Origin of the sequence: Verrucosispora sp. ts21 (assembly GCF_002879555.1) — a bacterium.
In the GTDB taxonomy this organism is placed as follows: domain Bacteria; phylum Actinomycetota; class Actinomycetes; order Mycobacteriales; family Micromonosporaceae; genus Micromonospora; species Micromonospora gifhornensis.
In genome coordinates, this window is sequence record NZ_PNOZ01000019.1 from 18,891 (window position 1) to 39,459 (window position 20,569).

A 20,569-nucleotide genomic window follows, 5' to 3' on the forward strand; every position below is an offset into this window, starting at 1 on the left:
CGCGAATTCGCGAGGCCCTCGTCACTGGTGGGGAAGGGGGGAGTTGAACCCCCACGTCCTTTCGGACACACGGACCTGAACCGTGCGCGTCTGCCATTCCGCCACTTCCCCGTGGCATGACCTCGGACAGCGTAGTCATTGCCGTCTCCGCTGTCGCCAGCGGGGTCTCGGCCATGTTACGTGGCTTCGGTCTTTGCCGCGAATGGCATTCGCTGCTCACAGCGGTTACCGTTCGTGGCGGACGAAAGAGTAGCACGACAATCCTGAGCCGTCCGAACGAGGCGTGGCCTGCCGGCCGAGCGGCGTGTGAGCTGCGTGCGCTCTGGACCGATACCATCATGTCCTCGGGACCCGAGGAGGAGCCGGTGAGCGTGCTGCAACGCTTCGAGAAGCGTCTGGAAGGCCTGGTCGAAGGGGCTTTTGCCAAGGTCTTCAAAGGGGTCGTGCACCCTGTGGAGATCCTCAACGCCATGCAGCGGGAGGCCGAGGCGCACAAGGCCATCCTGGCTGGCGGGCGCACGTTGGTGCCCAACCGCTACGTGATCGATCTCTCGCCGTACGACCACAGTCGGCTGGCGCCGTACGCCGCCGCGCTGGCCCAGGAGCTGGCCCAGTCGCAGGCGGAGTTCATCGGCGAGCAGGCGTGGACGGTCTACGGCGACGTGATCGTCGAGATCGAGCGCGGCGAAGGACTGGACACCGGCATGTTCCGGGTCACCGCCGAGGTCTACACCGGTGGTGAGGTCGCCCCGGTCTCCGCGCCCGGTTACGACGCCGGCCCGTCCGGCTACCCCGCATACGACCAGGGTGGCGGCTACGGCCCGCCGCCGGGGCACGGTGGCGGTCGTAACGTGCGACTGGTCTCCGGCGACGGCCGCACCTACCCGCTCCAGATGGGCTCGACCGTGATCGGTCGCGGCGACCAGGCCAACCTGCGTCTGCCGGACGTCGGCATCTCCCGCCGACACGCCCGGCTGGATTTCGATGGTGGGCAGGTCGTGCTGACCGATCTCGGCTCCACCAACGGCACCATGGTCAACGGCCAGCGGGTCTCCGCCGTGGCGCTGAACCCCGGTGACATGATCCAGCTCGGCACCACCACGCTCACCTTCCGCGTGGACGGCTGATCCGCCTTGCCGGAACTCGTCATCACCGTCGCCCGGTTCGGATTTCTCGTCCTCTTGTGGATCTTCGTGTTCACGGTGGTCGGCGTCATCCGGCGGGACCTCTTCGCCGGGGCCCGGTCCGGTCGCCTGGTGGCCGCGCCCCGCGCGGTGGGTGCGTCGACCGGTCAGGCGTCGGCAAAGCCGGCGAAGGTGAAGCGGGGGCGGGCGGCCCACCAGTTGGTGGTGACCGCGGGTCAACTGGCCGGCACCAGGATCACGCTGGGTGAAGCTCAGATAACCATCGGTCGGGCCGAGGATTCCACTCTCGTCATCACCGACGATTACGCCTCGGCGCGACACGCCCGGCTGGTGCCCCGTGACGGGCAGTGGTTCGTCGAAGACCTCGGTTCGACTAACGGGACGTACCTCGATCGCGCTAAGGTCACCGGACCGACCCCCGTACCCCTCGGCGTGCCGATCCGGATCGGCCGCACCTCTCTCGAATTACGGCCATGACTCTGACCCTGCGCTATGCGGCCCACAGCGACCGCGGTCTGATCCGAGACGGCAACCAGGATTCCGTCTACGCCGGACCGCGGCTACTCGCCGTCGCCGACGGCATGGGCGGTATGGCCGCCGGTGACGTCGCCAGCAACATCGTCATCGGTGCCATGGCGCCGCTCGACGAGGACGTCCCGGGTGACGCCCTGGTCGACGCGTTGCGTTCCGCCGTGGGCACCGCCAACCAACAGCTCCGTGACACCGTGGATGCCAACCCTCAGCTGGAGGGGATGGGCACCACACTCACCGCGACCCTCTTCTCCGGCAGCAAGCTGGGCATGGTCCACATCGGTGACTCGCGTGCCTATCTGCTGCGCGACGGTGACTTCAACCAGATCACCAAGGACGACACCTACGTCCAGATGCTCGTGGACGAAGGCCGGATCAGCCCGGAGGAGGCGAGCAGCCACCCGCAGCGGTCGCTGCTCACCCGAGCCCTCGACGGGCGGGACATCGACCCGGAGTACTCGGTCCGCCAGGTGCTGCCCGGAGACCGCTACCTGATCTGCTCGGACGGCCTCTCCGGGGTGGTCAGTGCGGAAACCATCGCCGAGACCATGCGGGAGTACACCGACCCGCAGCAGTGCGTGGAGCGGCTGGTCCAGCTCGCTCTGCGCGGCGGCGGCCCGGACAACATCACCGTGATCATCGCCGACGCCACCGACCGCGACATCGTCGAGGCGGCCCCGATCGTCGGCGGTGCGGCCGCGCGGGACCGGGGCATGGCGACCTCGGCCGACGTCTCCACCCCGGCCGCCCGGGCCTCGGCGCTCTCCGCTCCCCGGCCGCCCGTGCCCGAGGAGCCGGCCGGTGCCGACGACGAGCCGGAGGCCCGCCGCCGTCCGCTGCGCGCTCTGGCGATGACCACCGCCCTCTTGGTGATCATCGGCGGCGGGGTCTTCGCCGGGTACGACTACACCCAGCGGCAGTACTACGTCGGGGCGACCGACGACGGCCAGGTGGCCGTCTTCCGGGGCATCCAGGGCGAGATCGCCGGCATGGATCTCTCCACGGTGCATTCCAAGAGCACCGCCCAACTGGACGATCTCACCCTCGCCGCTCAGGAGCAGGTCAAGCAGGGCATTCCGGCCAGGAGCGAGCCTGACGCGGCACGCCGGCTGGCGGAACTGACGATGGACAGCCCGACCAACGTCAACCTCAAGCCGCTCTGCCCGCCCACCTCCAGCCCGAGCGCCGACCCCACGACGGAGTCGACCTTGCCGCCGCCGAGCGCTCCGGCCGATTCGGCGAGCCCGGCCGGCAGCGGCTCGCCGTCGCCCGACGGCGGCTCGTTGGCCCCACCGGTGAGCACACCGGACGCCCCGCCCACCGACGCCTTCACGCCCACGGTCGACCCGGCGGCCTGCCGGTCGCCCGAGTAGGCGTCGGCTCCGACCCGAGGACGATCGTGACCGCAGCGGCCACCCCGGCATCCTCGCCCGCCACCGCGGGCGAGCGGCCCGGCGTACGCCTGGCCCGGTCCCGACGCAACGCCGAACTGTCGCTGCTGCTGCTGGCCATGGCGCTGGTAGCCGCGTACGGGGCGATGGTCGAGGCGAACGTGCTCGACACGGTCACCCCGAAATTCTGGGTGCCGGCCGCGGTGCTCACCGCCGTGTTCCTCGGCGTCCACGTGGCGATCCGGTTCCTGGCTCCGTTCGCCGATCCGGCCCTGCTGCCGGCGGTGGCGCTGCTCAACGGTCTCGGGGTCGGCTTCCTGCGCCGACTCGACCTGGGCAACGCGGCCCCGGAGGAGCGCGCCGACCTGGCCATCTTCGCCGGTACCGGTGGTCGGCAACTGGCCTGGACCCTGCTGTCGGTGCTGCTCGCAGCCGGTCTGCTGGCCCTGGTGCGTGACCACCGTTCGATCTCGCGGTACGCGTACACGTTGGGGCTGGCCGGCATCGTGCTGGTCATGCTCCCGGCGGTGCTGCCGGCCAGCATCTCCGAGATCAACGGCGCGAAGCTCTGGGTACGCATCGGCGGCTTCTCGATCCAGCCGGGTGAGTTCGCCAAGCTCGCCCTGCTTGCCTTCTTCGCCTACTACCTGGTCCGCAAGCGCGAGGTGCTCTCGCTGGCCAGTCACCGGTTCCTCGGCATCGACTTCCCGCGCGGCCGTGACCTCGGCCCGGTGCTTGTGGTCTGGGCGATCAGCCTGCTGGTCCTGATCTTCGAGAAGGACCTGGGCACCTCTCTGCTCTACTTCGGCATGTTCGTGGCGACGGTCTACATCGCCACCGAACGGGTCAGTTGGCTGCTGATCGGCCTGGTCCTCTTCTTCGGCGGCGCCTACCTCGCGTACGTGCTCGGCGACGCGATCGGTGGGCCGTTCGCCAACTTCTACGTGCGGGCGCAGATCTGGCTCGACCCGTTCGCCAAGCCGTACGACGAGGGCTACCAGCTCGTGCAGGGGCTGCTCGCGTTGGGCACCGGTGGGCTGTTCGGGGCCGGGCCGGGCGGCGGCCAGCCGACGGAACTGCCCGAGGTGCAGAACGACTTCATCTTCGCCGGGCTCGGTGAGGAGATCGGCCTGTTCGGGCTCTCCGCCCTGCTGGTGATCTACCTGCTGATCGTGGAGCGGGGGCTGCGCGCCGCCCTGGCGGTGCGGGACTCCTTCGGCAAGCTGCTCGCCGGTGGCCTGGCCTTCACCCTCGCGCTGCAGGTATTCGTGATCGTCGGCGGGATCAGCAAGCTCATCCCGCTGACCGGTCAGACCACCCCGTTCCTGTCCGCCGGTGGCTCCTCGCTGATGGCGAACTGGCTGCTCATCGCGGTGCTGCTGCGGGTCTCCGACGCCGGTCGTCGGCCGGTCACCGGCGGCGGCAAGGTGAACCGTCCGTCCGGGGGCCCACCCGAGCAACTGCACGGTGCCCCCACGGAGGTGATCAAGCCGTGAACGCACCCCTGCGCCGGGTCGGTGTCGTCGTCATCGTCCTGTTCGGTCTGCTCTTCGCCAACCTGAACTGGATCCAGGCGTACAAGGCCGACGAATACCGCACCAGCGACTACAACAGCCGGGTCCAGGTCGCCGAGTACGAGCGTCGCCGGGGCAACATCGAGGCCGGCGGAACCGCCCTGGCGGTCAGCAAGGAGACCGACGGCAAGCTGACCTTCCTGCGCACCTACCCCGGCGGGGCGAAGTACGCCCATGTGCTCGGCTACAAGCCGGTCAACCTCGCCGACACCGGCATCGAGAAGTCCGAGAACGACTTCCTCGCCGGCACCAGCGACAAGCTCTTCGCCAACCGGATCAAGGACATGTTCACCGGCGACCGCACCGCCGGGGGCAACGTGCTGCTCACCCTCTCCCCGCGCGCCCAGGACGTCGCGTACGACCAGTTGCGCAACAACAACCGGGGGGCGAGCAAGGGGGCGGCCATCGCCATCGATCCGCGTACCGGTGCCGTGCAGGCGATGGTCTCCATACCCAGCTTCGATCCGAACCCGCTGGCCAGCCACAACACCAACGAGGCGACCGCGGCGTACAACAAGCTGGATCAGGATCGGTCCCGTCCGCTGCGCAACCGGGCCCTCGGGGAGGTGCTGCCACCCGGCTCCACCTTCAAGATCGTGGTGGCCGCCGCCGCGTTGGAGAACGGCATCGGCAAGGACACAAACATCTCGGCGGGCCCGAGCTACACCCCGCCCACCTCCGGTCAGGCGATCACCAACGCCGCGCCGTCGATCTGTCCGCAGGCGGAGGTGACCCTGATGAAGGCGGTCACCGACTCCTGCAACACCGGCTTCGCCAAGCTCGGTGTGCAGCTCGGCCCTGATGTGATCAAGAAGAAGGCCCAGGACTTCGGCTTCGAGCAGGAAGACTTGACCGTGGGCCGGCTCGGCGAGGGCGGTCACGGCGTCGCCGCCAGCCGTACCGGCAGCATGGAGAACCCGGACGGCGGTCCCGACCCGGCCGCGCTGGCCCAGTCCTCCATCGGGCAGCGGGACGTGCGGATGACCCCCCTGGAGGGGGCCATGATCGCCGCAGCGGTCGCCAACGGCGGCAGCCAGATGCGGCCGTACCTGGTGCGTCAGCTGCTCGCGCCGGACCGCACCACCGTCTACGACACCGCGAACCCGCGCGAGCTGCGCCGCCCGGTCAGCGGTCAGGTCGCCGCCGACCTGCGGGACATGATGGTCAGCGTGGTGCAGAACGGCACCGGCCGCAGCGCGCAGATCAACGGGTACACCGTGGGCGGCAAGACCGGTACCGCGCAGTCCGCGCCGGACCGCCCCGACCACGGTTGGTTCATCGGCTTCGCACTGGACTCCGACGGCAACCCCGTTTCGGCCGTCTGCGTCGTGCTCGAAGAGGCCGGCAGCGGCGGCAGCGCCGAGGCCGCCCGGATCGCCGGTCAGATCATGCGCGCCGCCATCGCCGACCCCGGGGGGCGCTGACATGCTCAGTCCGGGAGTGCAGCTCGGTAACCGGTACCGCCTCGACGAGCGGATCGCCAGCGGCGGCATGGGTGACGTCTGGCGCGGCACCGACCAGGTGCTGGGGCGTACGGTGGCGGTCAAGAGCCTGCTCCCGGCGTTGCTGGACGAGCCGGGTTTCGCCGAACGGTTCCGGGGCGAGGCCCGGACCATGGCGACGATCAACCACCCGGGCGTGGTCGACGTCTACGACTTCGGCAGCGACCAGCAGATCGCCTTCCTGGTGATGGAGTACATCGAGGGTGATCCGCTGTCGGCCACCCTCAGCCGGGTCGGCCGGCTCACCCCGGCCCGGACGATGGCGCTTGTCGCGCAGGCCGCCGACGCCCTGCACGCCGCCCACGTCAAGGGCATCGTGCACCGGGATGTGAAGCCCGGCAACCTGCTGGTCCGGCCCAACGGCACGCTGGTGCTCACCGACTTCGGCATCGCCCGTTCCGAGCTGGTGGGTCAGCTCACCGCGGCCGGTTCGGTGCTCGGTACCGCGTCGTACATCTCGCCGGAGCAGGCCACCGGTCAGGTCGCCACCCCCGCCTCCGACGTGTACGCCCTCGGCGTGGTCGCCTACCAGTGCCTCGCCGGGCGTCGGCCGTTCGAGGGCGACAACCCGCTCGACATCGCCATGCGCCACGTCCGGGAGACGCCCCGCCCGCTGCCGTCGGACATTCCGCCACAGGTCTGCGCGCTGGTCGAGCGGGCGATGGCCAAGGATCCGAAGGACCGCTGGGCGAGCGCCGCCGTACTGGCCGGGGTCGCCCGGCAACTGAAGGCGGCACTGTCCCGGCAGGCACGCCCCGGTGGTTCGGCGCCCATCTCGGCGGCTCCGGCCTCACCGGCTCCCGCCGGGCGCAACCCGGCGACACCGCCGCCCGGCCGGGCCCAGGTGCCGCAGCCGCCCCGCCCACCCGCGGCACCGCACTCACCGGCCGCACCCCGGCCGCCGGCTACGCCACACGCTCCGGCGGCGGGTCACCGGCCGGTAGCCGCACGGCAGCCGGTGGCGCAGCCGCGTCCGGCGACTGTCGCACCGGCGGTGGCTGCCGGTTACCCACGCGGCGCAGCCCCGGTTCCCCCGGCGTACGCCCCGCAGGCCGGTCAGTCGCGGCCCGCGCCCAGGCGGTCACGGTCCGGCATGTGGTTCCTGGCGATCCTGCTGGGCACGCTGGTCGTGGTCTGCTCGGGCGTGGTTTCCTACAGGCTGAAGGACAGCATCAACAACGGCATGCCGGTCGAGGTGTCCGTGCACACGGTGACGTCCGGCGTGCTGGGGCCCGCCGGGCGAGACGATCCGGCCCTGACGGCGTACCGTCGACTGGATCAGCTCCGACCGGGCGACGAGACGACGACGAGCGAAGGACGACGGACGCGATGACAGCGCAGGCCCGCCTGCTCGGGGGCAGGTATCAGGTCGGCGAGCTGCTCGGGTATGGCGGCATGGCCGAGGTGCACCGTGGTCGTGACCTTCGGCTCGGCCGGGACGTCGCGATCAAGATGCTCCGCACGGACCTCGCTCGGGACGCCACCTTCCAGATGCGTTTCCGCCGGGAGGCGCAGAACGCCGCCTCGCTTAACCATCCGGCGATCGTCGCGGTCTATGACACCGGCGAGGAGCAGGCGCCTACCGGCGAAACCCTTCCGTTCATCGTGATGGAGTTCGTCAACGGGCGCACCCTCAAGGAGGTGCTCGGCGCCGAGGGCCGACTGCAACCCCGGCGGGCGCTGGAGATCTGCGCCGACATCTGCGCCGCCCTGGACTTCAGCCACCGGCATGGCATCATCCACCGCGACATCAAGCCCGGCAACGTGATGCTCACCCAGACCGGCCAGGTCAAGGTGATGGACTTCGGCATCGCCCGGGCTCTGGCCAGCGGTGCCACCACGATGACGCAGACCAGCGCGGTCATCGGCACCGCCCAGTATCTTTCGCCCGAGCAGGCCCGCGGCGAGGCCGTCGACGCCCGCTCCGACGTGTACGCCGCCGGCTGTGTGCTCTTCGAGCTGCTCTGCGGGCATCCGCCGTTCGTCGGCGACAGCCCGGTCAGCGTGGCCTACCAGCACGTCCGGGAGGCCCCGCCGACGCCGAGCGACCTCAACCCGGAGGTCAACCCGGCGGTCGACGCGATCGTGCTCAAGGCGCTGTCGAAGAACCCGCTCAACCGCTACCAGAGCGCCGGCGAGATGCGCGCGGACCTGCTCCGGGCGGCGGCCGGTCGGCCGGTGATGGCCACCCCGGTGCTGCGCGAGGACGAGACCGTGCCGATGTCCGCGGCCAGCGGCTCGGGCTACCCGTCGGGCGGGGCGACACAGACCCGCCAGATCCCGGCCCGGGTGGGTGACCCGCGTCAGCGGCGCGCCTCGTCCTGGCTGATCGCCATGTTCGCCGCGCTCGGCGTGCTCGCGGTGATCGCGCTGGTGGCCGCGCTGCTGTTCAACGACAAGACGGTCGAGGACGTGCCGGTGCCCGCGCTGAGCGGGATGACCCAGCAGGAGGCGTTCGCCCGGCTGGAGGCGGACGGCTTCCAGCCGGTGCGGGGTGACGACGTCTTCACCTCGGACTGCCGTAAGGGTCGGGTGACGAACCAGACCCCGCCCGCCGGGGAGAAGATCGCCCCGAACAGCACGGTCACCGTGCAGCTCTGCGGCGGCAAGCCCGAGGTGACCATTCCGGGCGGCCTTGAAGGCAGCAAGGTCGACAGCGCCACGCTGCGCCTTGAGCAACTCAATCTCCGGGTCAAGACCGTGGACAAGGACAGCCCCGACGCCGCCGGGCTGGTGCTCGAGGTCGACCCGAAGGAAGGCGAGAAGGTCGCCGAGAACAGCGTGGTCACCCTCACCGTCTCCAAGGGCAACGTGGTCCGGGTACCGAACGTGGAGAACCTCACCGAGGCCGACGCGAAGCGGGAACTGGAGAACGCCGGCTTCAAGGTGGATGTGGAGATCGGCCCTGAGGTGCCCGCCGACCGGGCCGGTCGGGTCACCGACCAGAACCCGAACGCCGGTAGCCAGCGGACCAAGGGCACCAAGGTGACGATCGTCGTCTCGGTGCCGGAGCCGGAGGACGACGACCCGCCGACGTCGGCACCGCCGACCGGGGATCCGACCACCCCACCGCCGGACGACGATGGTGGCGGCGGTAGTGGCGGTGGCGACGGCGAGCTGTTGCCGATCTTCCCGCCGTTCCGCCTGCCTGGAGAGTGACCGCGCCGGGCGAGTCGGGTCAGGGAGCTGGCGATCCTGCGGCGCGGGTGCCGGACGATCCGCCGGTGACCGTGCCGGTGCGTCGGCGGGGTCGCTGGCGACCGGTGCGCCGGATCGCTGTCCCGGGGCTGTTGCTGCTCCTGCTCACCAGCCTGCCGTGGGTATGGACGACAGTCGCCGCGTACGGCCATGTCCATGCCGTCGATGAGGCACCGGTCGCGGACGTGGTGATCGTCCTGGGCACGGCGGTGACCGAGGAAGGACGCCAACCGGGCATCCGGTTGGCGGGCCGATTGGAGACCGCCGCCGAACTGGTGCGCCAGCAGCGGGCCCGAGTGGTCCTCGTCTCCGGCGACGGGCACGGTGCCTCCGGTGACGAGACGGCGGCGATGACGGCTCACCTCACCGAGCAGCTCGGCGTCGATCCGCAGCGCATCGTCGCCGACCCGTACGGCCTGGACACGTACGACAGTTGTCGCCGCGCGCGGGAGGTGTACGGGGTCGAGCGGGCCCTGATCGTCACCCAGTCCTACCACCTGTCCCGGGCGGTGACACTCTGTCGGCAGCTGGGCGTGGACGCCGACGGGGTGCCCGCCCGCTGTACCGGCTGCGGCACCGGCCTGCTGTTGGAGAAGGCGGTACGGGACTACTTCGCCAGCGGCAAGGCCGCCTGGGACGTGATCCGCAACCGGCCCGCCGCAGTCGACTCGCCGGCACACCCGGGAGTCACCGACGCGCTGACCGACTGAGCCCGCCCTGCGGCTCAGGTGGTGGCGAAGGCGGCCAGGCGGCGGGCGTCCACCTCGGCGGCCAGTGCCGGGGCGCGATCCAGGGCTTCCGGGTGACCGCAGGTGGCGAGCCAGTTCGCCAACATCAGGTGGCCGCCCTCGGTGAGCACCGACTCGGGGTGGAACTGGACCCCCTCGATCGGCAGGGTGCGGTGCCGCATCGCCATCACGATGCCGGACTCGGTCCAGCCGGTGACTTCCAGCTCGTCCGGCAGCGTCTCGCGCAGCACCGCCAGGGAGTGGTAGCGGGTTGCCGTGAACGGATCGGGCAGCCCGGCGAGAACTCCGCTGTTGTCGTGGTGGACCTGCGAGGTCTTGCCGTGCAGCAACTCCGGTGCCCGGGTGACTGTGGCACCGAACGCCTCGCCGATGGCCTGGTGCCCCAGGCAGACACCGAAGATCGGCAGTTTGCCGGCGTACTCGCGGATGACGTCCAGGCAGATGCCGGCGCGATCCGGGCTGCCGGGCCCCGGCGAGAGCAGCACACCGGCCTCACCGAGCCGGCCCACCTCGGCGAGGTCGATCTCGTCGTTACGCCGTACGTCGCACTCGACGCCGAGCTGGCCGAGGTACTGGACCAGGTTGAAGACGAACGAGTCGTAGTTGTCGATCACCAGGACGCGCATCGGCCTCACTCGTCCTCGTCGGGGGGTGGGGAGTTGTTCCGGTCGGTGTCGTACGGCAGATCGTGTTCGTCGCCGGCTGGTTCGTCGTCGGCCGGATCGGTGCCGGGCTCCACGTCACCGGGGGCGCCCGGCACCTCGGAGTCCTGCTGGGTGACCTGGACGTCCTCGCCGGTGAAGGGCAGCAGCGGTCCGGCCCAGGGGAAGACCACGTACCAGAGCAGCGCGACCACCGTGGTGGCGAGCAGCAGGCTGCCGATCAGCTTGCCGGGCAGCCCGAACGGCAGCTTGCGCCAGATCCACGCGTACATCAGGTCCCCAGCTCAGCCGGTCGTCCCTGGTCCTTCGACTGGGTACGCGTCAACTCCGCATGAATGATCAACCGCTCGTAGTTGTCGAACTTCGGGTTGCAGGTGGTCAGGGTGAGCATCCGCTTCGTCGGCTTGTCCCCCGGACGTCCGGGAACCGGGGCCACCACCTCGACCTGGTGCGGCTTGACGATCAGATTCTCGGTCACCTGGTAGACGTACCACTGGTCGCGGTCCTGGACGATGATCGGATCGCCCTTGCGAAGCTCGTCCAGACGCCAGAAGGTGGCCCGGTTGCGGTGCCCGGCGACGGAGAAGTTGCCCACCTGACCCGGCATGGCGCTCTCCGGGTAGTGGCCCGGGGCGTACCGGATGTCCTTCTGGGTCACGCCCTCGACCACGATCCATTCCTTGTCGAACTTCGGAATGAAGAGACCGGCGATGGGCTTGCCCTGCACCGGCGGCTTGGGTGAGGCGGAGGCGGAGGGAGTGGCCGAGGGGGCCACAGTCGGGTCGCCCTCGGGCCCCCAGGCCTGCGCCAACTGCTGGCTCAGTTCGTCCTGGTGAGCGTCGACGATCGCCGACTTGCCCCAGATCTCGTAGCCCGCGAAGAGCAGCACCACCAGGCCGAAGGTGATCAGCAGCTCACCGCCGAAGCGCAGACCGGTGCGTACGCGGGACCAGAAGGACGGGCGGGTCAGCTCCGAGTAGACGCTCTTGTAGCCCTCGCCCGTCTGCTCCGCCCGCAACTGCACCACCCGGTCGCCCCGGCGTGGCCTGGGCGGCTCGGCCGGCTGGTCGGCGCCGGCGGGCTCCTCGACCTTGGGCGCTCGGGGTACCGCACCCATCAGGGCGGTGGAATCCATCGCGGGCGGCGTGCCCGGCCGGACGCCGGCAACCGCCGGAATCAGGGCGGTGGCCGCCTCGTCGGCCCGCCCGTCGCCGCCCGGTCCGGTCTGCTGGTGCGGCCCGCTGCGGGCCGGCTGAGGGCCGGACGCTCCGAAACCAGCCGGTTGGCCGGACGCTGCGAAACCAGGCTGAGGGCCGGACGCTGCGAAGCCAGCCGGCGGGCCGGCCTGTGGCGCAGGGGCGGTCGAGTTCTGGCCAGGACGGCTCGGCTCCACCGGCCGGCCGCCGCCCGCAGCCGGGGGCGGTGCCGCGGCGGCGTCCCCGATCCTGGGCATCAGCGCGGTCGGACCATCGCCCGACCAACCACTCGAAGCTTGTCCGCTCGGCATCCCCTGCCCCGAGGTGGCACCCACCGGGGGCGCACCGGAAGCATGCGACGCCGTGAGTCCGTGCGACCGCACCGGCCCATGCGATGGCACAGGCCCTTGCGGTGCAGTGGGCCCTTGCGGTGCCGTCGGCCCCTGCGACCCGATGGGCCCCTGCGGTGCGGTGGGCGCTTGTCGCCCGTCGGGCCGGTACGGCGCGGTGGGCCACTGCTGCGCGCTCGGCGGCTGCGGTGCGGCCTGAGGGGACGGGCCGCTCTGGGGTCGCTGCGGCGTGAACGCGGCGCTCGCGGGCGGCTGGGGGGTGTCGGTCGGCCGACTCGGCTCGAACGCTCCTCGCCAGGGTGTCGGCCCGACGGGAATGTCCGGCTGACCCGACGGCAGCGGTACGCCGGTGTTCTGCAATGGGCCGTCGTTACGCGCCGGGACGGACGGGCGCGGCGGCACCGGCTCGGGCCAGGCGTTGGCCGGACGGGTGGGGGTCGGCTCGGCTCGGTCGACGCGAGGCAGGAAAGCGGTCGCCTCGTCGGCCTGGTCGCGGTGGCGACCGTCGGGACGCTCACTCATGACAGTGCTTCGACCCCGGCACCGTGCTGATGACTAGATGACGCATGACGGCCTCACTCTGGCACCGTTGCCGAGCGCAAGGTGGTGGAATCCTCGAATGCGGGCACGGTGACCGTGGAAGCATGCTCGGAGTAACCGAGTTGGTAGTTCTCCACCGCGTTCCTGAACCACCGGACTCCCTCGGAAGCGGCGAGGGCCGCTCGAAGCGCGCCGGGATCGCCAATTGCCACGATCTTGAAAGGTGGGGAGTACACCCGGCCGTGCAGCAGCAGGGTGTTACCCACGCAGCGTACCGCGCTGGTCGCCAGAACGCGGACATTCATGATTGACATGGCCTCGGCACCGCCGGCCCAGAGCGCGTTCACCACGGCCTGCACGTCGCCCTGGTGCACGACGAGATCGTCGTTGCTGGCCCCTTCGGGGAGCTTGCCGAGCTGCGGCGCGTCGTTGAGCTCGACCGTCAGCCCGGGACCGGTGAGGGCGGTGAAGCCGGCGACCGCGATGTTCTCCGCGGCCCGCTCCTGCTGCTCCTTGATCGGCGTGTCCGAGTCCGCGAGGTCGGTCGTACGGCTCTCGACCTCCCGGCGCAGCGTCGCCGCTCGCTCCTCGTTCGCGGCCACCCGCTCCCGGCGGTCCTCGATCAGTTCGGTGAGCTGAGGGCGGCGGTCTTCACGCAGGGCGGTGCCGCCGGCGGTGGTGGCCGTGGTCGTGAAGAGCAGGCCAGCGGCGGCGGCGATCAGCGGTACGCCGATCGACCAGCCAGGGCGTCGCCGCCGCCCGCGCCGCAGCAGGCCGGCGACGAGTCGCCGCAGGACCTTCTGCCACGAGGCTGCGCCGGACGTGTACTCCACGACCCGTTTTCCCCCTGTCTGCGGCCCCGACGACCGCATCCGTACGGTCCGGTGGCCCTCGTCCGTGGTCCGTTTCCCAGGTTGCCGGGCAACGGGCTGGCCCCCATTCGTGGATTGAGCGGGGCTTCCGGACTACGCTAGCTCTCGAACATTATTGGCCATGGACCGTCGCCCTCGCGCCCGGTTGCAGGCCGGACGAGGTCGTAACCCCTCTGGAGAGCGTCGTGCCCAAGTCTCAGGTCCGCAAGAAGAAGGTGTACACCCCGCCCACGGACGTCCGCCCGGCGGCGACAGCGGCGACGCGCAAGCCCAGCCCGATGTGGCTGCCGGTCACCGCGGTGTCGCTGATCGTGTTCGGCATCGGCTGGCTGGTGGTCTACTACCTCTCCGAGCAGGAGTACCCGGTCATGGAGCTGGGGTACTGGAACCTGGCGGTGGGTTTCGGCGCGATGGTCGGCTCGCTGATCCTGCTGTCGCGCTGGCGCTGATCCACAGCTCATCCGGCAGCGCCGGGTGAGTCGTCGAGGGCCCCGTCGCGCGGATGCTGTGGCTGCCTCCTAGGGTGGGCGCAGGGCGGCGCGGCCCAGGTGCGAGAAGACTCACGTTACTGCTGGGTAACCTTGCGCGTAGGCTGCACTGCATGACCGAGCGGGACGGTCATCGACCGGTCCGGTTCGAGGTGCGCGGCGGCTGAGGTCGCGTACGCACCTCAGACCCGGTCGCCGAGCCGCTCGCCAGGCAGCAGACCGGGAGGCCAACTCGATGGGCAGCGTCCAGATCGTCACCACGATCCTCGCGGCCGCCATCACCGCCGTTGCGGTGTGGCTTGCGGTGCGCGCGGTCATGCAGATGACGGCCGTGATCCGGCTGGGTCAGCCCGACCCGTCCCGGTTCGACGACAAGGCCAGCCGCACCAGAACGATGCTCGCGGAGACCGCCGGGCACACCCGGATGCTGCGCTGGAGCGTGGTCGGCGCGGCGCACTGGTTCGTGATGGTCGGCTTCATCGTGCTGTCGCTGCTGGTGCTCGAAGCGTACTTCGAGGTGGTGTCCCCGACCGGCGGGCTGCCGCTGATCGGCGGCTGGGCGCTCTACGGCCTCGTCACCGAGTGGATCGGCATCCTGGGCATCGTCGGCATCGTGGTGCTGATCGCGATCCGGCTCGCCAACCGGCCCACGAAGGCCGGTCGCCGCTCGCGGTTCACCGGGTCGACGATGTGGCAGGGCTACTTCGTCGAGGCGGTCGTCCTCGCCGTACTGATCATGGGTTTCCTGATCCGGGGCTTCAAGGTCGCCACCGACCACTTCGAGTACCCGACCTGGGCCACCCCGCTCAGCCACGCGGTCGGGTCGGCGCTGCCGGACTGGGAGTCCGGGGTCAGCGTCGCCGCCCTCATCAAGATCGCCATCTCGATGACCTGGCTCATCGTGATCTCGCTGAACGTGACGATGGGTGTGGCCTGGCACCGCTTCCTGGCCTTCCCCAACATCTTCTTCAAGCGCAAGCCGGGGGCGGCCGGCTCCGGCCTCGGCCCGCTGCGGCCGATGATGAGCGACGGCAAGCCGCTGGACTTCGAGGAGGCCGACCCCGAGAAGGACCAGTTCGGGGTGGCTCAGGTCGAGCAGTTCACCTGGAAGGGCCTGCTGGACTTCAGCACCTGCACGGAGTGCGGTCGGTGCCAGTCACAGTGCCCGGCCTGGAACACCGGCAAGCCGCTGTCGCCGAAGCTGCTCGTGCTCAGCCTGCGGGATCACGCGTACGCCAAGGCGCCCTACCTGCTGGCCGGCGGCGGCAAGGACCTCACCGGCGAGGAGAAGGCCACCGCCGCGCAGCTCGCCCACGTCGACGTGCTGGCGCTCGCCGAGGCGGAGAAGCCGCTGATCGGCGACGCCGAGGCCGGCGGCGTGATCGACCCGGACGTGCTCTGGTCGTGCACCACCTGCGGTGCCTGTGTCGAGCAGTGCCCGGTGGACATCGAGCATGTCGACCACATCGTCGACATGCGGCGTTACCAGGTGCTCATCGAGTCGAGCTTCCCCTCCGAGGCCGGCGTGATGCTGCGCAACCTGGAGAACAAGGGCAACCCCTGGGGTGCGCCGCAGAACACCCGGGAGGACTGGACCAAGGGCCTCGACTTCGAGGTGCCGCGGGTCGGCGAGGTCGACGACTTCGAGTACCTGTTCTGGGTGGGCTGCGCCGGTGCGTTCGAGGACCGGGCCAAGAAGACCACCCGCGCGGTGGCCACGCTGCTGAACGAGGCGGGCGTCTCCTTCGCCATCCTCGGTGAGGGCGAGACCTGCTCGGGTGACCCGGCCCGCCGCATCGGCAACGAGTTCGTCTTCCAGATGCTCGCCCAGCAGAACGTGGAGACCCTCAACGAGGCGTTCTCCGGCCGCGAGAAGGCCAAGCGGAAGATCGTCGCCACCTGCCCGCACTGCTTCAACACCCTGGGCAACGAGTACGGCCAGCTCGGCGGCGAGTTCGAGGTGGTGCACCACACCCAGTTGCTGGCGCATCTGGTCGCCACCGGCAAGCTCACCCCGGTACAGCCGGTCGACGGCGGTGTCACGTACCACGACCCGTGCTACCTCGGGCGGCACAACCGGGTCTTCACGCCGCCGCGTGAGGTGCTGGGCAGTGCGTTGGGGGCCGGCGAGATCACCGAGATGCCGCGCAACAGCGAGCGCTCCTTCTGCTGCGGCGCCGGTGGCGCGCGGATGTGGATGGAGGAGCGGATCGGCAAGCGGATCAATGTGGACCGGGTCGAGGAGGCCATGTCCACCGGGGCCAAGACCATCGCCGTCGGCTGTCCGTTCTGCTCGACGATGCTCACCGACGGAGTGAACGGCAAGGGCGCCGGCGAGCAGGTCGAGGTCGTCGATGTGGCGAGCGTCCTACTGCGGTCGGTCCGGCCCGAGCAGGCCCGGGGCGCCGAGGAGGGCGAGCCGGTCGGCAGCTGAGCAAGGCTTGAACACCTACGGGGTACGGCGGGCTCGCGTGGTCCGTCGTACCCCGTATTCACATTTACTGGTGTGACTATAACGAAATGATCGACACCCTTTGTGCGCAGCCGGTTGCGCAAACGTGAATCGGTCGTTGGTCGCCTTGATTCCGACCGTCGCCTTCCCTAATGTTGGGCACCGACCGCTGTAGGTCGTCTGTTCCGCCCCTCTACCGCCCGCGGGACACCCGGCGGTCGGTTGCAAAGGAGTCGCTGCCGGTGGCAACCATGCCCCTCCATCGTCACGTGCCCGGACGGTCGAGCCGTCCAGGTGGCCTGCGGAGAGCCGCTCACCGTCTGCTCGTCCTGGTGGCCGCCGCCGCAGTCGGCGCTGGCCTGCTCTCCGCCCCCGCGCACGCCGAGCCCTCGGTGGAGGAGATCGAGCGCCAGATCGACAAGCAGTGGCAGCAGCTTGAGCCCACCATCGAGCAGTACAACAAGGTGCGGTCGCAGCTGAAGGTCAACCGGAAGAAGTCGGCCGACCTGCAGAAGAAGATCCAGCCGCTGGCCCTGGAGGCCGAGCTGGCCATGAACCGGGTGGCGGACCTGGCCTCGCGGTACTACGTGAACGGGCCGTCCCAGGAAATCGGCGCGATGCTGCTGAACGCGAAGCCGGACCTGCTGGGCGAGCAGATGACCATGCTGGAGCGGCTGGCGGCGTACGAGCGCCAGCAGCTCGAGAGCGTGATGAAGGTCCGCAAGAAGTACGACACCCAGAAGGCCAAGCTCGACGCGCTGATCGCCGACCAGGAGGCGAAGGAAAAGCAGCTGGCGGCGAAGAAGAAGCAGATCGACGCCAAGATCAAGCAACTTGAGCGGTCGCTGCCGGTGACCACGGTGAAGACCACCAACTGCCCGACCATCAACGGGGTGGTCAGCGCGGCGGCCCGGACCGCCATCAAGGTCGCGTGTGCCCAGGTCGGCAAGCCGTACGTCTGGGGTGCCACCGGCCCGAACTCGTTCGACTGCTCCGGCCTGACCCAGTACGCGTACAAGGCCGCCGGCATCTACCTGACGCACTTCACCGGCGCGCAGTGGAACGAGGGCAAGGCGATTTCCAGGTCTGAGGCCCGCCCCGGCGATCTGGTCTTCTTCCGCAGTGACCTGAGTCACGTCGGCCTCTATCTGGGCAACAATTTGATGGTGCACGCACCCAGAGCAGGTAAACCGGTGAACGTCTCACCGATCACCACGATGCCGGTCGCCGGCTTCCGTCGACCCGGCTGAGCGAGCACACAGGAACATCACCAGGGCCCTCGGTCAAGCGACCGAGGGCCCTGTCCGTTGTCGGATTTGTGCACCGTGAGTGATGGCGTGGATGTGTTGCGTATCGACGGGGATCGTCCCTACGCTGGGCAATCGTCGGCCCGATGGCAGTTCCGTCCACCAGGGGCGGTGACGGTCCGACACCGCCGAGTCGCTTGCGCGAGCCGGGGACCCAGGTTCCCGGGGTGAATCCGCGATCATCGCGGTAGGGCGCTCCCTTCCCGCCCGAACCCGTCAGCTAACCCGGTAGGCGGTACGGGAAGAAGGAGTACGGAGCCCGGTGGCACACCATGCCCCGCGGCCACTGTCAGCACGGCCGGCACCGTCCGGCCCGACGACGGCTGCGCCGCGATCCCGCTGGTACCGCTGCACCACCGCACTCGCCGCTCTGTCCGCGACCGCCGTCATGCTGACCGGCGGCGCGACGGCGGCCCACGCCGAGCCGACGGTCGACGCCATCGAGCGCCAGATCGACGCGGACTGGAACCGGCTCGAACCACTCGTCGAACGCCACAACGCCACCCGGCAGGATCTCGCCGGCAAACGCCGGGAGGCCGACGCCCTGGCCGCTCGGATCGCACCGCTTGAGCAGCAGGTCGACGCGGCGATGACCCGGGTCGGCGCGCTGGCGGCGCGGGCGTACAAGGGCGGCACGGTCGGTGCCGTCAACGTCCTGCTGGGCAGCAGGTCGCCGGGCGAGGTCGTGGAGCAGATCGGCCTGCTCGACCGCTACGCCCACTTCCAGCAACAGGACGTACGCGAGGCCAGCGAACTGCGCGACGAACTCACCACCGCCAAGGCCGGGCTGGAACGCACCATCGACCAGTTGACCCGTACGGAGGCCGAGCTCGGGCAGAAGCGACGCCAGATCGACGCCGAGATCGACCGGTTGCAGCGGCTCCGGCTGCGGGCGTACGGCAACGGAGGCGGTGGCCCGCTGCGCCCGGCGCCCTGCCCGGCCGGCTATCCGGGCGGGCCGGCGGGGGTGGCGGTGAAGTTCGCCTGCGCCCAGATCGGCAAGCCGTACGTGTGGGGGGCCGAGGGACCGAACGCGTACGACTGCTCGGGTCTGATGCTTGCCGCCTGGGCGCGGGCCGGGGTGGCGCTACCGCACAACGCGGCCCGGCAGCGTCAGGTCACCGCGTCGGTCAGCCGCAGCGCGCTACGCCCGGGTGACCTGGTCTTCTACTACCGGGATCTGCACCACGTCGGCATGTACGTGGGCGACGGCTGGGTGGTGCACGCCTCCCGCGCCGGTCAGCCGGTGAAGATGAAACGGATGGACACCAGCCCCATCCACAGCTTCGGCCGACCCGGCTGAGGGGTGGTCCCGGCGTTGGCGTGGTCCTGCCGGAGGCGTGGGTCTGGTGTTGGTGTGGTCAGCGGGTTGGCCAGGTGCGCCAGTTCTGCCAGGCCCGGCTCGGCGTCGGCCCGCGCTGACCCTGGTAGCGGGAGCCGTAGACAGCCGAGCCGTACGGGTGCTCGGCGGGCGAGGAGAGCCGGAAGATGCAGAGCTGACCGATCTTCATGCCGGGCCAGAGGGTGATCGGCAGGTTCGCCACGTTGGACAACTCCAGCGTGACGTGCCCGGAGAAGCCGGGGTCGATGAAGCCGGCGGTGGAGTGGGTGAGCAGGCCGAGGCGCCCCAGGCTGGACTTGCCTTCGAGTCGGCCGGCCAACTGGTCGCCGAGGGAGATGACCTCCAGGGTGGAGGCGAGCACGAACTCGCCCGGGTGCAGCACGAAGGGCTCGCCGTCGGGCACCTCGACCGGCGAGGTCAGGTCGTCCTGCCGGGTCGCCGGGTCGATGTGGGTGTAGAGGTGGTTGTTGAAGACCCGGAACAGCTTGTCCAGGCGTACGTCGATGCTGGACGGCTGCACCAGCGTGGGCTCGAAGGGCTCCAGCGCGAGCGTGCCCGCCTTGATCTCGGAGACCAGGTCGCGGTCGGAGAGCAGCATCGCCACACCATACCGATATGGCTGAACTGCGTGTCGCGCTACCTGTCTAGAACGTATGTTCGATAAGATGTCGACATGGCTTCCTGGTCCGAATTCGCCGCTGACGAGCCTCGACTCGCCGACGAGATCCGCCTTCTCATGCAGCAGTACGGCCCGGGCTTCGGCTACCTGGCCACGGTCCGCGCCGACGGCGGGCCCCGGGTGCACCCGGTCTCCCCGGTGATCACCGACGACGGTCTCTACTGCTTCGTGGTCGACTCGCCGAAGCGGCGCGACCTGGAACGCGACGGCCGCTACGCTCTGCACTCCTTCCCGCCGGAGGAGAGCGACGACGAGGCCTACGTCGCCGGTCGGGCCTGGCCGGTCACCGACGACGCCACCGTGGCGCGCCTGGCGCTTGCCGCCCGAGCAGCGCCCCAGGTCGACTGGCGACTGTTCGAGTTCACGATCGAGGTCGCGATGCTCAGCCGCCGCGGCCACGCCAACTCCGACGTGCCGGGCGAGCACGGCGGGACGCCGGCCGTCCAGGTCTGGCTCGATCCGACAGCCACCGCCCCGCAGGCGCAGCGGCCCGCGTCGTTGGCGGCCCACTCCGCCCGCCGCGCCCGCTGCGCCGCCTGACACCAGCCGGTGCCGGCCCCGTCGAACGGGACCGGCACCGGAGACGGTACG

Annotated in this window: 18 protein-coding genes, 1 tRNA gene and 1 riboswitch; of the genes, 13 read left to right on the plus strand and 6 right to left on the minus strand. The window is 70.2% G+C overall.

Annotated features, from left to right (window positions below; genetic code table 11):
• Positions 1 to 25 precede the first annotated feature (25 nt).
• Positions 26 to 111 (minus strand) — tRNA-Leu (locus tag C1A38_RS10695).
• Positions 112 to 338: 227 nt separating this feature from the next.
• On the opposite strand from C1A38_RS10695, the gene C1A38_RS10700 reads away from it, so the two are divergent.
• The 8 genes from C1A38_RS10700 (at position 339) to C1A38_RS10735 (ending at position 10,051) form a co-directional block, all read left to right on the plus strand.
• A complete protein-coding gene (locus C1A38_RS10700; RefSeq protein ID WP_102657687.1) occupies positions 339 to 1,127 on the plus strand; it encodes an FHA domain-containing protein in 789 nt (262 codons plus the stop codon).
• Positions 1,128 to 1,133: 6 nt separating this feature from the next.
• A complete protein-coding gene (locus tag C1A38_RS10705) occupies positions 1,134 to 1,622 on the plus strand; it encodes an FHA domain-containing protein FhaB/FipA (RefSeq protein ID WP_102657688.1) in 489 nt (162 codons plus the stop codon).
• Positions 1,619 to 3,049, plus strand: coding sequence for a PP2C family protein-serine/threonine phosphatase (locus C1A38_RS10710; protein WP_102657689.1), 1,431 nt, complete (start codon positions 1,619 to 1,621; stop codon positions 3,047 to 3,049). The genes C1A38_RS10705 and C1A38_RS10710 overlap by 4 nt, the downstream gene beginning before the upstream one ends.
• Before the next feature lie 26 nt (positions 3,050 to 3,075).
• Positions 3,076 to 4,563, plus strand: coding sequence for an FtsW/RodA/SpoVE family cell cycle protein (locus C1A38_RS10715; protein WP_102657690.1), 1,488 nt, complete (start codon positions 3,076 to 3,078; stop codon positions 4,561 to 4,563).
• The gene (locus tag C1A38_RS10720) at positions 4,560 to 6,065 is read left to right on the plus strand and encodes a peptidoglycan D,D-transpeptidase FtsI family protein (protein ID WP_102657691.1); all 1,506 of its coding nucleotides are present in this window, start codon (positions 4,560 to 4,562) and stop codon (positions 6,063 to 6,065) included. The genes C1A38_RS10715 and C1A38_RS10720 overlap by 4 nt, the downstream gene beginning before the upstream one ends.
• A 1-nt stretch (position 6,066) precedes the next feature.
• On the plus strand, positions 6,067 to 7,476 hold the full coding sequence (locus tag C1A38_RS10725) for a serine/threonine-protein kinase (protein ID WP_102657692.1): 1,410 nt from the start codon (positions 6,067 to 6,069) through the stop codon (positions 7,474 to 7,476).
• Positions 7,473 to 9,302 carry a Stk1 family PASTA domain-containing Ser/Thr kinase gene (gene pknB, locus C1A38_RS10730; protein ID WP_102657693.1) on the plus strand — a complete coding sequence of 610 codons (1,830 nt, stop codon included), beginning with the start codon at positions 7,473 to 7,475 and terminating at the stop codon, positions 9,300 to 9,302. The genes C1A38_RS10725 and pknB overlap by 4 nt, the downstream gene beginning before the upstream one ends.
• A gap of 65 nt (positions 9,303 to 9,367) precedes the next feature.
• The gene (locus C1A38_RS10735; RefSeq protein WP_233196764.1) at positions 9,368 to 10,051 is read left to right on the plus strand and encodes a SanA/YdcF family protein; all 684 of its coding nucleotides are present in this window, start codon (positions 9,368 to 9,370) and stop codon (positions 10,049 to 10,051) included.
• A 14-nt stretch (positions 10,052 to 10,065) separates the two neighbouring features.
• Here the strand turns inward: C1A38_RS10735 and C1A38_RS10740 are convergent, their stop codons facing one another.
• Genes C1A38_RS10740 through C1A38_RS10755 form a run of 4 tightly spaced genes read right to left on the minus strand, consistent with a single transcriptional unit; the run spans position 10,066 to position 13,671 of the window.
• A complete protein-coding gene (locus C1A38_RS10740; protein ID WP_013730769.1) occupies positions 10,066 to 10,716 on the minus strand; it encodes an aminodeoxychorismate/anthranilate synthase component II in 651 nt (216 codons plus the stop codon).
• A 5-nt stretch (positions 10,717 to 10,721) separates the two neighbouring features.
• Positions 10,722 to 11,024: a hypothetical protein gene (locus C1A38_RS10745; protein ID WP_102657695.1), complete on the minus strand. Its 303-nt coding sequence runs from the start codon at positions 11,022 to 11,024 to the stop codon at positions 10,722 to 10,724.
• A complete protein-coding gene (locus C1A38_RS10750; protein ID WP_102657696.1) occupies positions 11,024 to 12,820 on the minus strand; it encodes a class E sortase in 1,797 nt (598 codons plus the stop codon). The genes C1A38_RS10745 and C1A38_RS10750 overlap by 1 nt, the downstream gene beginning before the upstream one ends.
• 53 nt (positions 12,821 to 12,873) lie before the next feature.
• Positions 12,874 to 13,671 (minus strand): DUF881 domain-containing protein, encoded by a 798-nt coding sequence (locus C1A38_RS10755; protein ID WP_102657697.1) that lies wholly within the window; start codon positions 13,669 to 13,671, stop codon positions 12,874 to 12,876.
• A gap of 224 nt (positions 13,672 to 13,895) precedes the next feature.
• On the opposite strand from C1A38_RS10755, the gene C1A38_RS10760 reads away from it, so the two are divergent.
• The 4 genes from C1A38_RS10760 (at position 13,896) to C1A38_RS10780 (ending at position 19,260) form a co-directional block, all read left to right on the plus strand.
• A complete protein-coding gene (locus C1A38_RS10760) occupies positions 13,896 to 14,159 on the plus strand; it encodes a cell division protein CrgA (RefSeq protein WP_102657698.1) in 264 nt (87 codons plus the stop codon).
• A gap of 274 nt (positions 14,160 to 14,433) precedes the next feature.
• Positions 14,434 to 16,632: a (Fe-S)-binding protein gene (locus C1A38_RS10770; RefSeq protein WP_102657700.1), complete on the plus strand. Its 2,199-nt coding sequence runs from the start codon at positions 14,434 to 14,436 to the stop codon at positions 16,630 to 16,632.
• 254 nt (positions 16,633 to 16,886) lie between these two features.
• Entirely contained in the window at positions 16,887 to 17,900 is a 1,014-nt protein-coding gene (locus tag C1A38_RS10775; protein ID WP_102657754.1) for a C40 family peptidase, read from the plus strand.
• Positions 17,901 to 18,073: 173 nt separating this feature from the next.
• Positions 18,074 to 18,207, plus strand: a riboswitch (cyclic di-AMP (ydaO/yuaA leader).
• Between the two features lie 12 nt (positions 18,208 to 18,219).
• Positions 18,220 to 19,260: a C40 family peptidase gene (locus C1A38_RS10780; RefSeq protein WP_102657701.1), complete on the plus strand. Its 1,041-nt coding sequence runs from the start codon at positions 18,220 to 18,222 to the stop codon at positions 19,258 to 19,260.
• 58 nt (positions 19,261 to 19,318) lie between these two features.
• On the opposite strand, the gene dcd is transcribed toward C1A38_RS10780, so the two are convergent.
• The gene (gene dcd / locus C1A38_RS10785; RefSeq protein WP_013730777.1) at positions 19,319 to 19,897 is read right to left on the minus strand and encodes a dCTP deaminase; all 579 of its coding nucleotides are present in this window, start codon (positions 19,895 to 19,897) and stop codon (positions 19,319 to 19,321) included.
• Between the two features lie 75 nt (positions 19,898 to 19,972).
• Here dcd and C1A38_RS10790 point away from each other — a divergent pair, with 75 nt between their 5' ends.
• Positions 19,973 to 20,518 carry a pyridoxamine 5'-phosphate oxidase family protein gene (locus C1A38_RS10790; protein WP_102657702.1) on the plus strand — a complete coding sequence of 182 codons (546 nt, stop codon included), beginning with the start codon at positions 19,973 to 19,975 and terminating at the stop codon, positions 20,516 to 20,518.
• The last annotated feature ends 51 nt before the right edge of the window (positions 20,519 to 20,569 follow it).

What these genes read in the sequence shown, in the direction of transcription:
- C1A38_RS10700 (WP_102657687.1), top strand. Translation starts at nt 339, where the DNA reads ATGTCCTCGGGACCCGAGGAGGAGCCGGTGAGCGTGCTGCAACGCTTC.
- C1A38_RS10710 (WP_102657689.1), top strand. Translation starts at nt 1,619, where the DNA reads ATGACTCTGACCCTGCGCTATGCGGCCCACAGCGACCGCGGTCTGATC.
- C1A38_RS10725 (WP_102657692.1), top strand. Translation starts at nt 6,067, where the DNA reads ATGCTCAGTCCGGGAGTGCAGCTCGGTAACCGGTACCGCCTCGACGAG.
- pknB (WP_102657693.1), top strand. Translation starts at nt 7,473, where the DNA reads ATGACAGCGCAGGCCCGCCTGCTCGGGGGCAGGTATCAGGTCGGCGAG.
- C1A38_RS10740 (WP_013730769.1), bottom strand. Translation starts at nt 10,716, where the DNA reads ATGCGCGTCCTGGTGATCGACAACTACGACTCGTTCGTCTTCAACCTG.
- C1A38_RS10745 (WP_102657695.1), bottom strand. Translation starts at nt 11,024, where the DNA reads ATGTACGCGTGGATCTGGCGCAAGCTGCCGTTCGGGCTGCCCGGCAAG.
- C1A38_RS10750 (WP_102657696.1), bottom strand. Translation starts at nt 12,820, where the DNA reads ATGAGTGAGCGTCCCGACGGTCGCCACCGCGACCAGGCCGACGAGGCG.
- C1A38_RS10770 (WP_102657700.1), top strand. Translation starts at nt 14,434, where the DNA reads ATGGGCAGCGTCCAGATCGTCACCACGATCCTCGCGGCCGCCATCACC.
- dcd (WP_013730777.1), bottom strand. Translation starts at nt 19,897, where the DNA reads ATGCTGCTCTCCGACCGCGACCTGGTCTCCGAGATCAAGGCGGGCACG.
- C1A38_RS10790 (WP_102657702.1), top strand. Translation starts at nt 19,973, where the DNA reads ATGGCTTCCTGGTCCGAATTCGCCGCTGACGAGCCTCGACTCGCCGAC.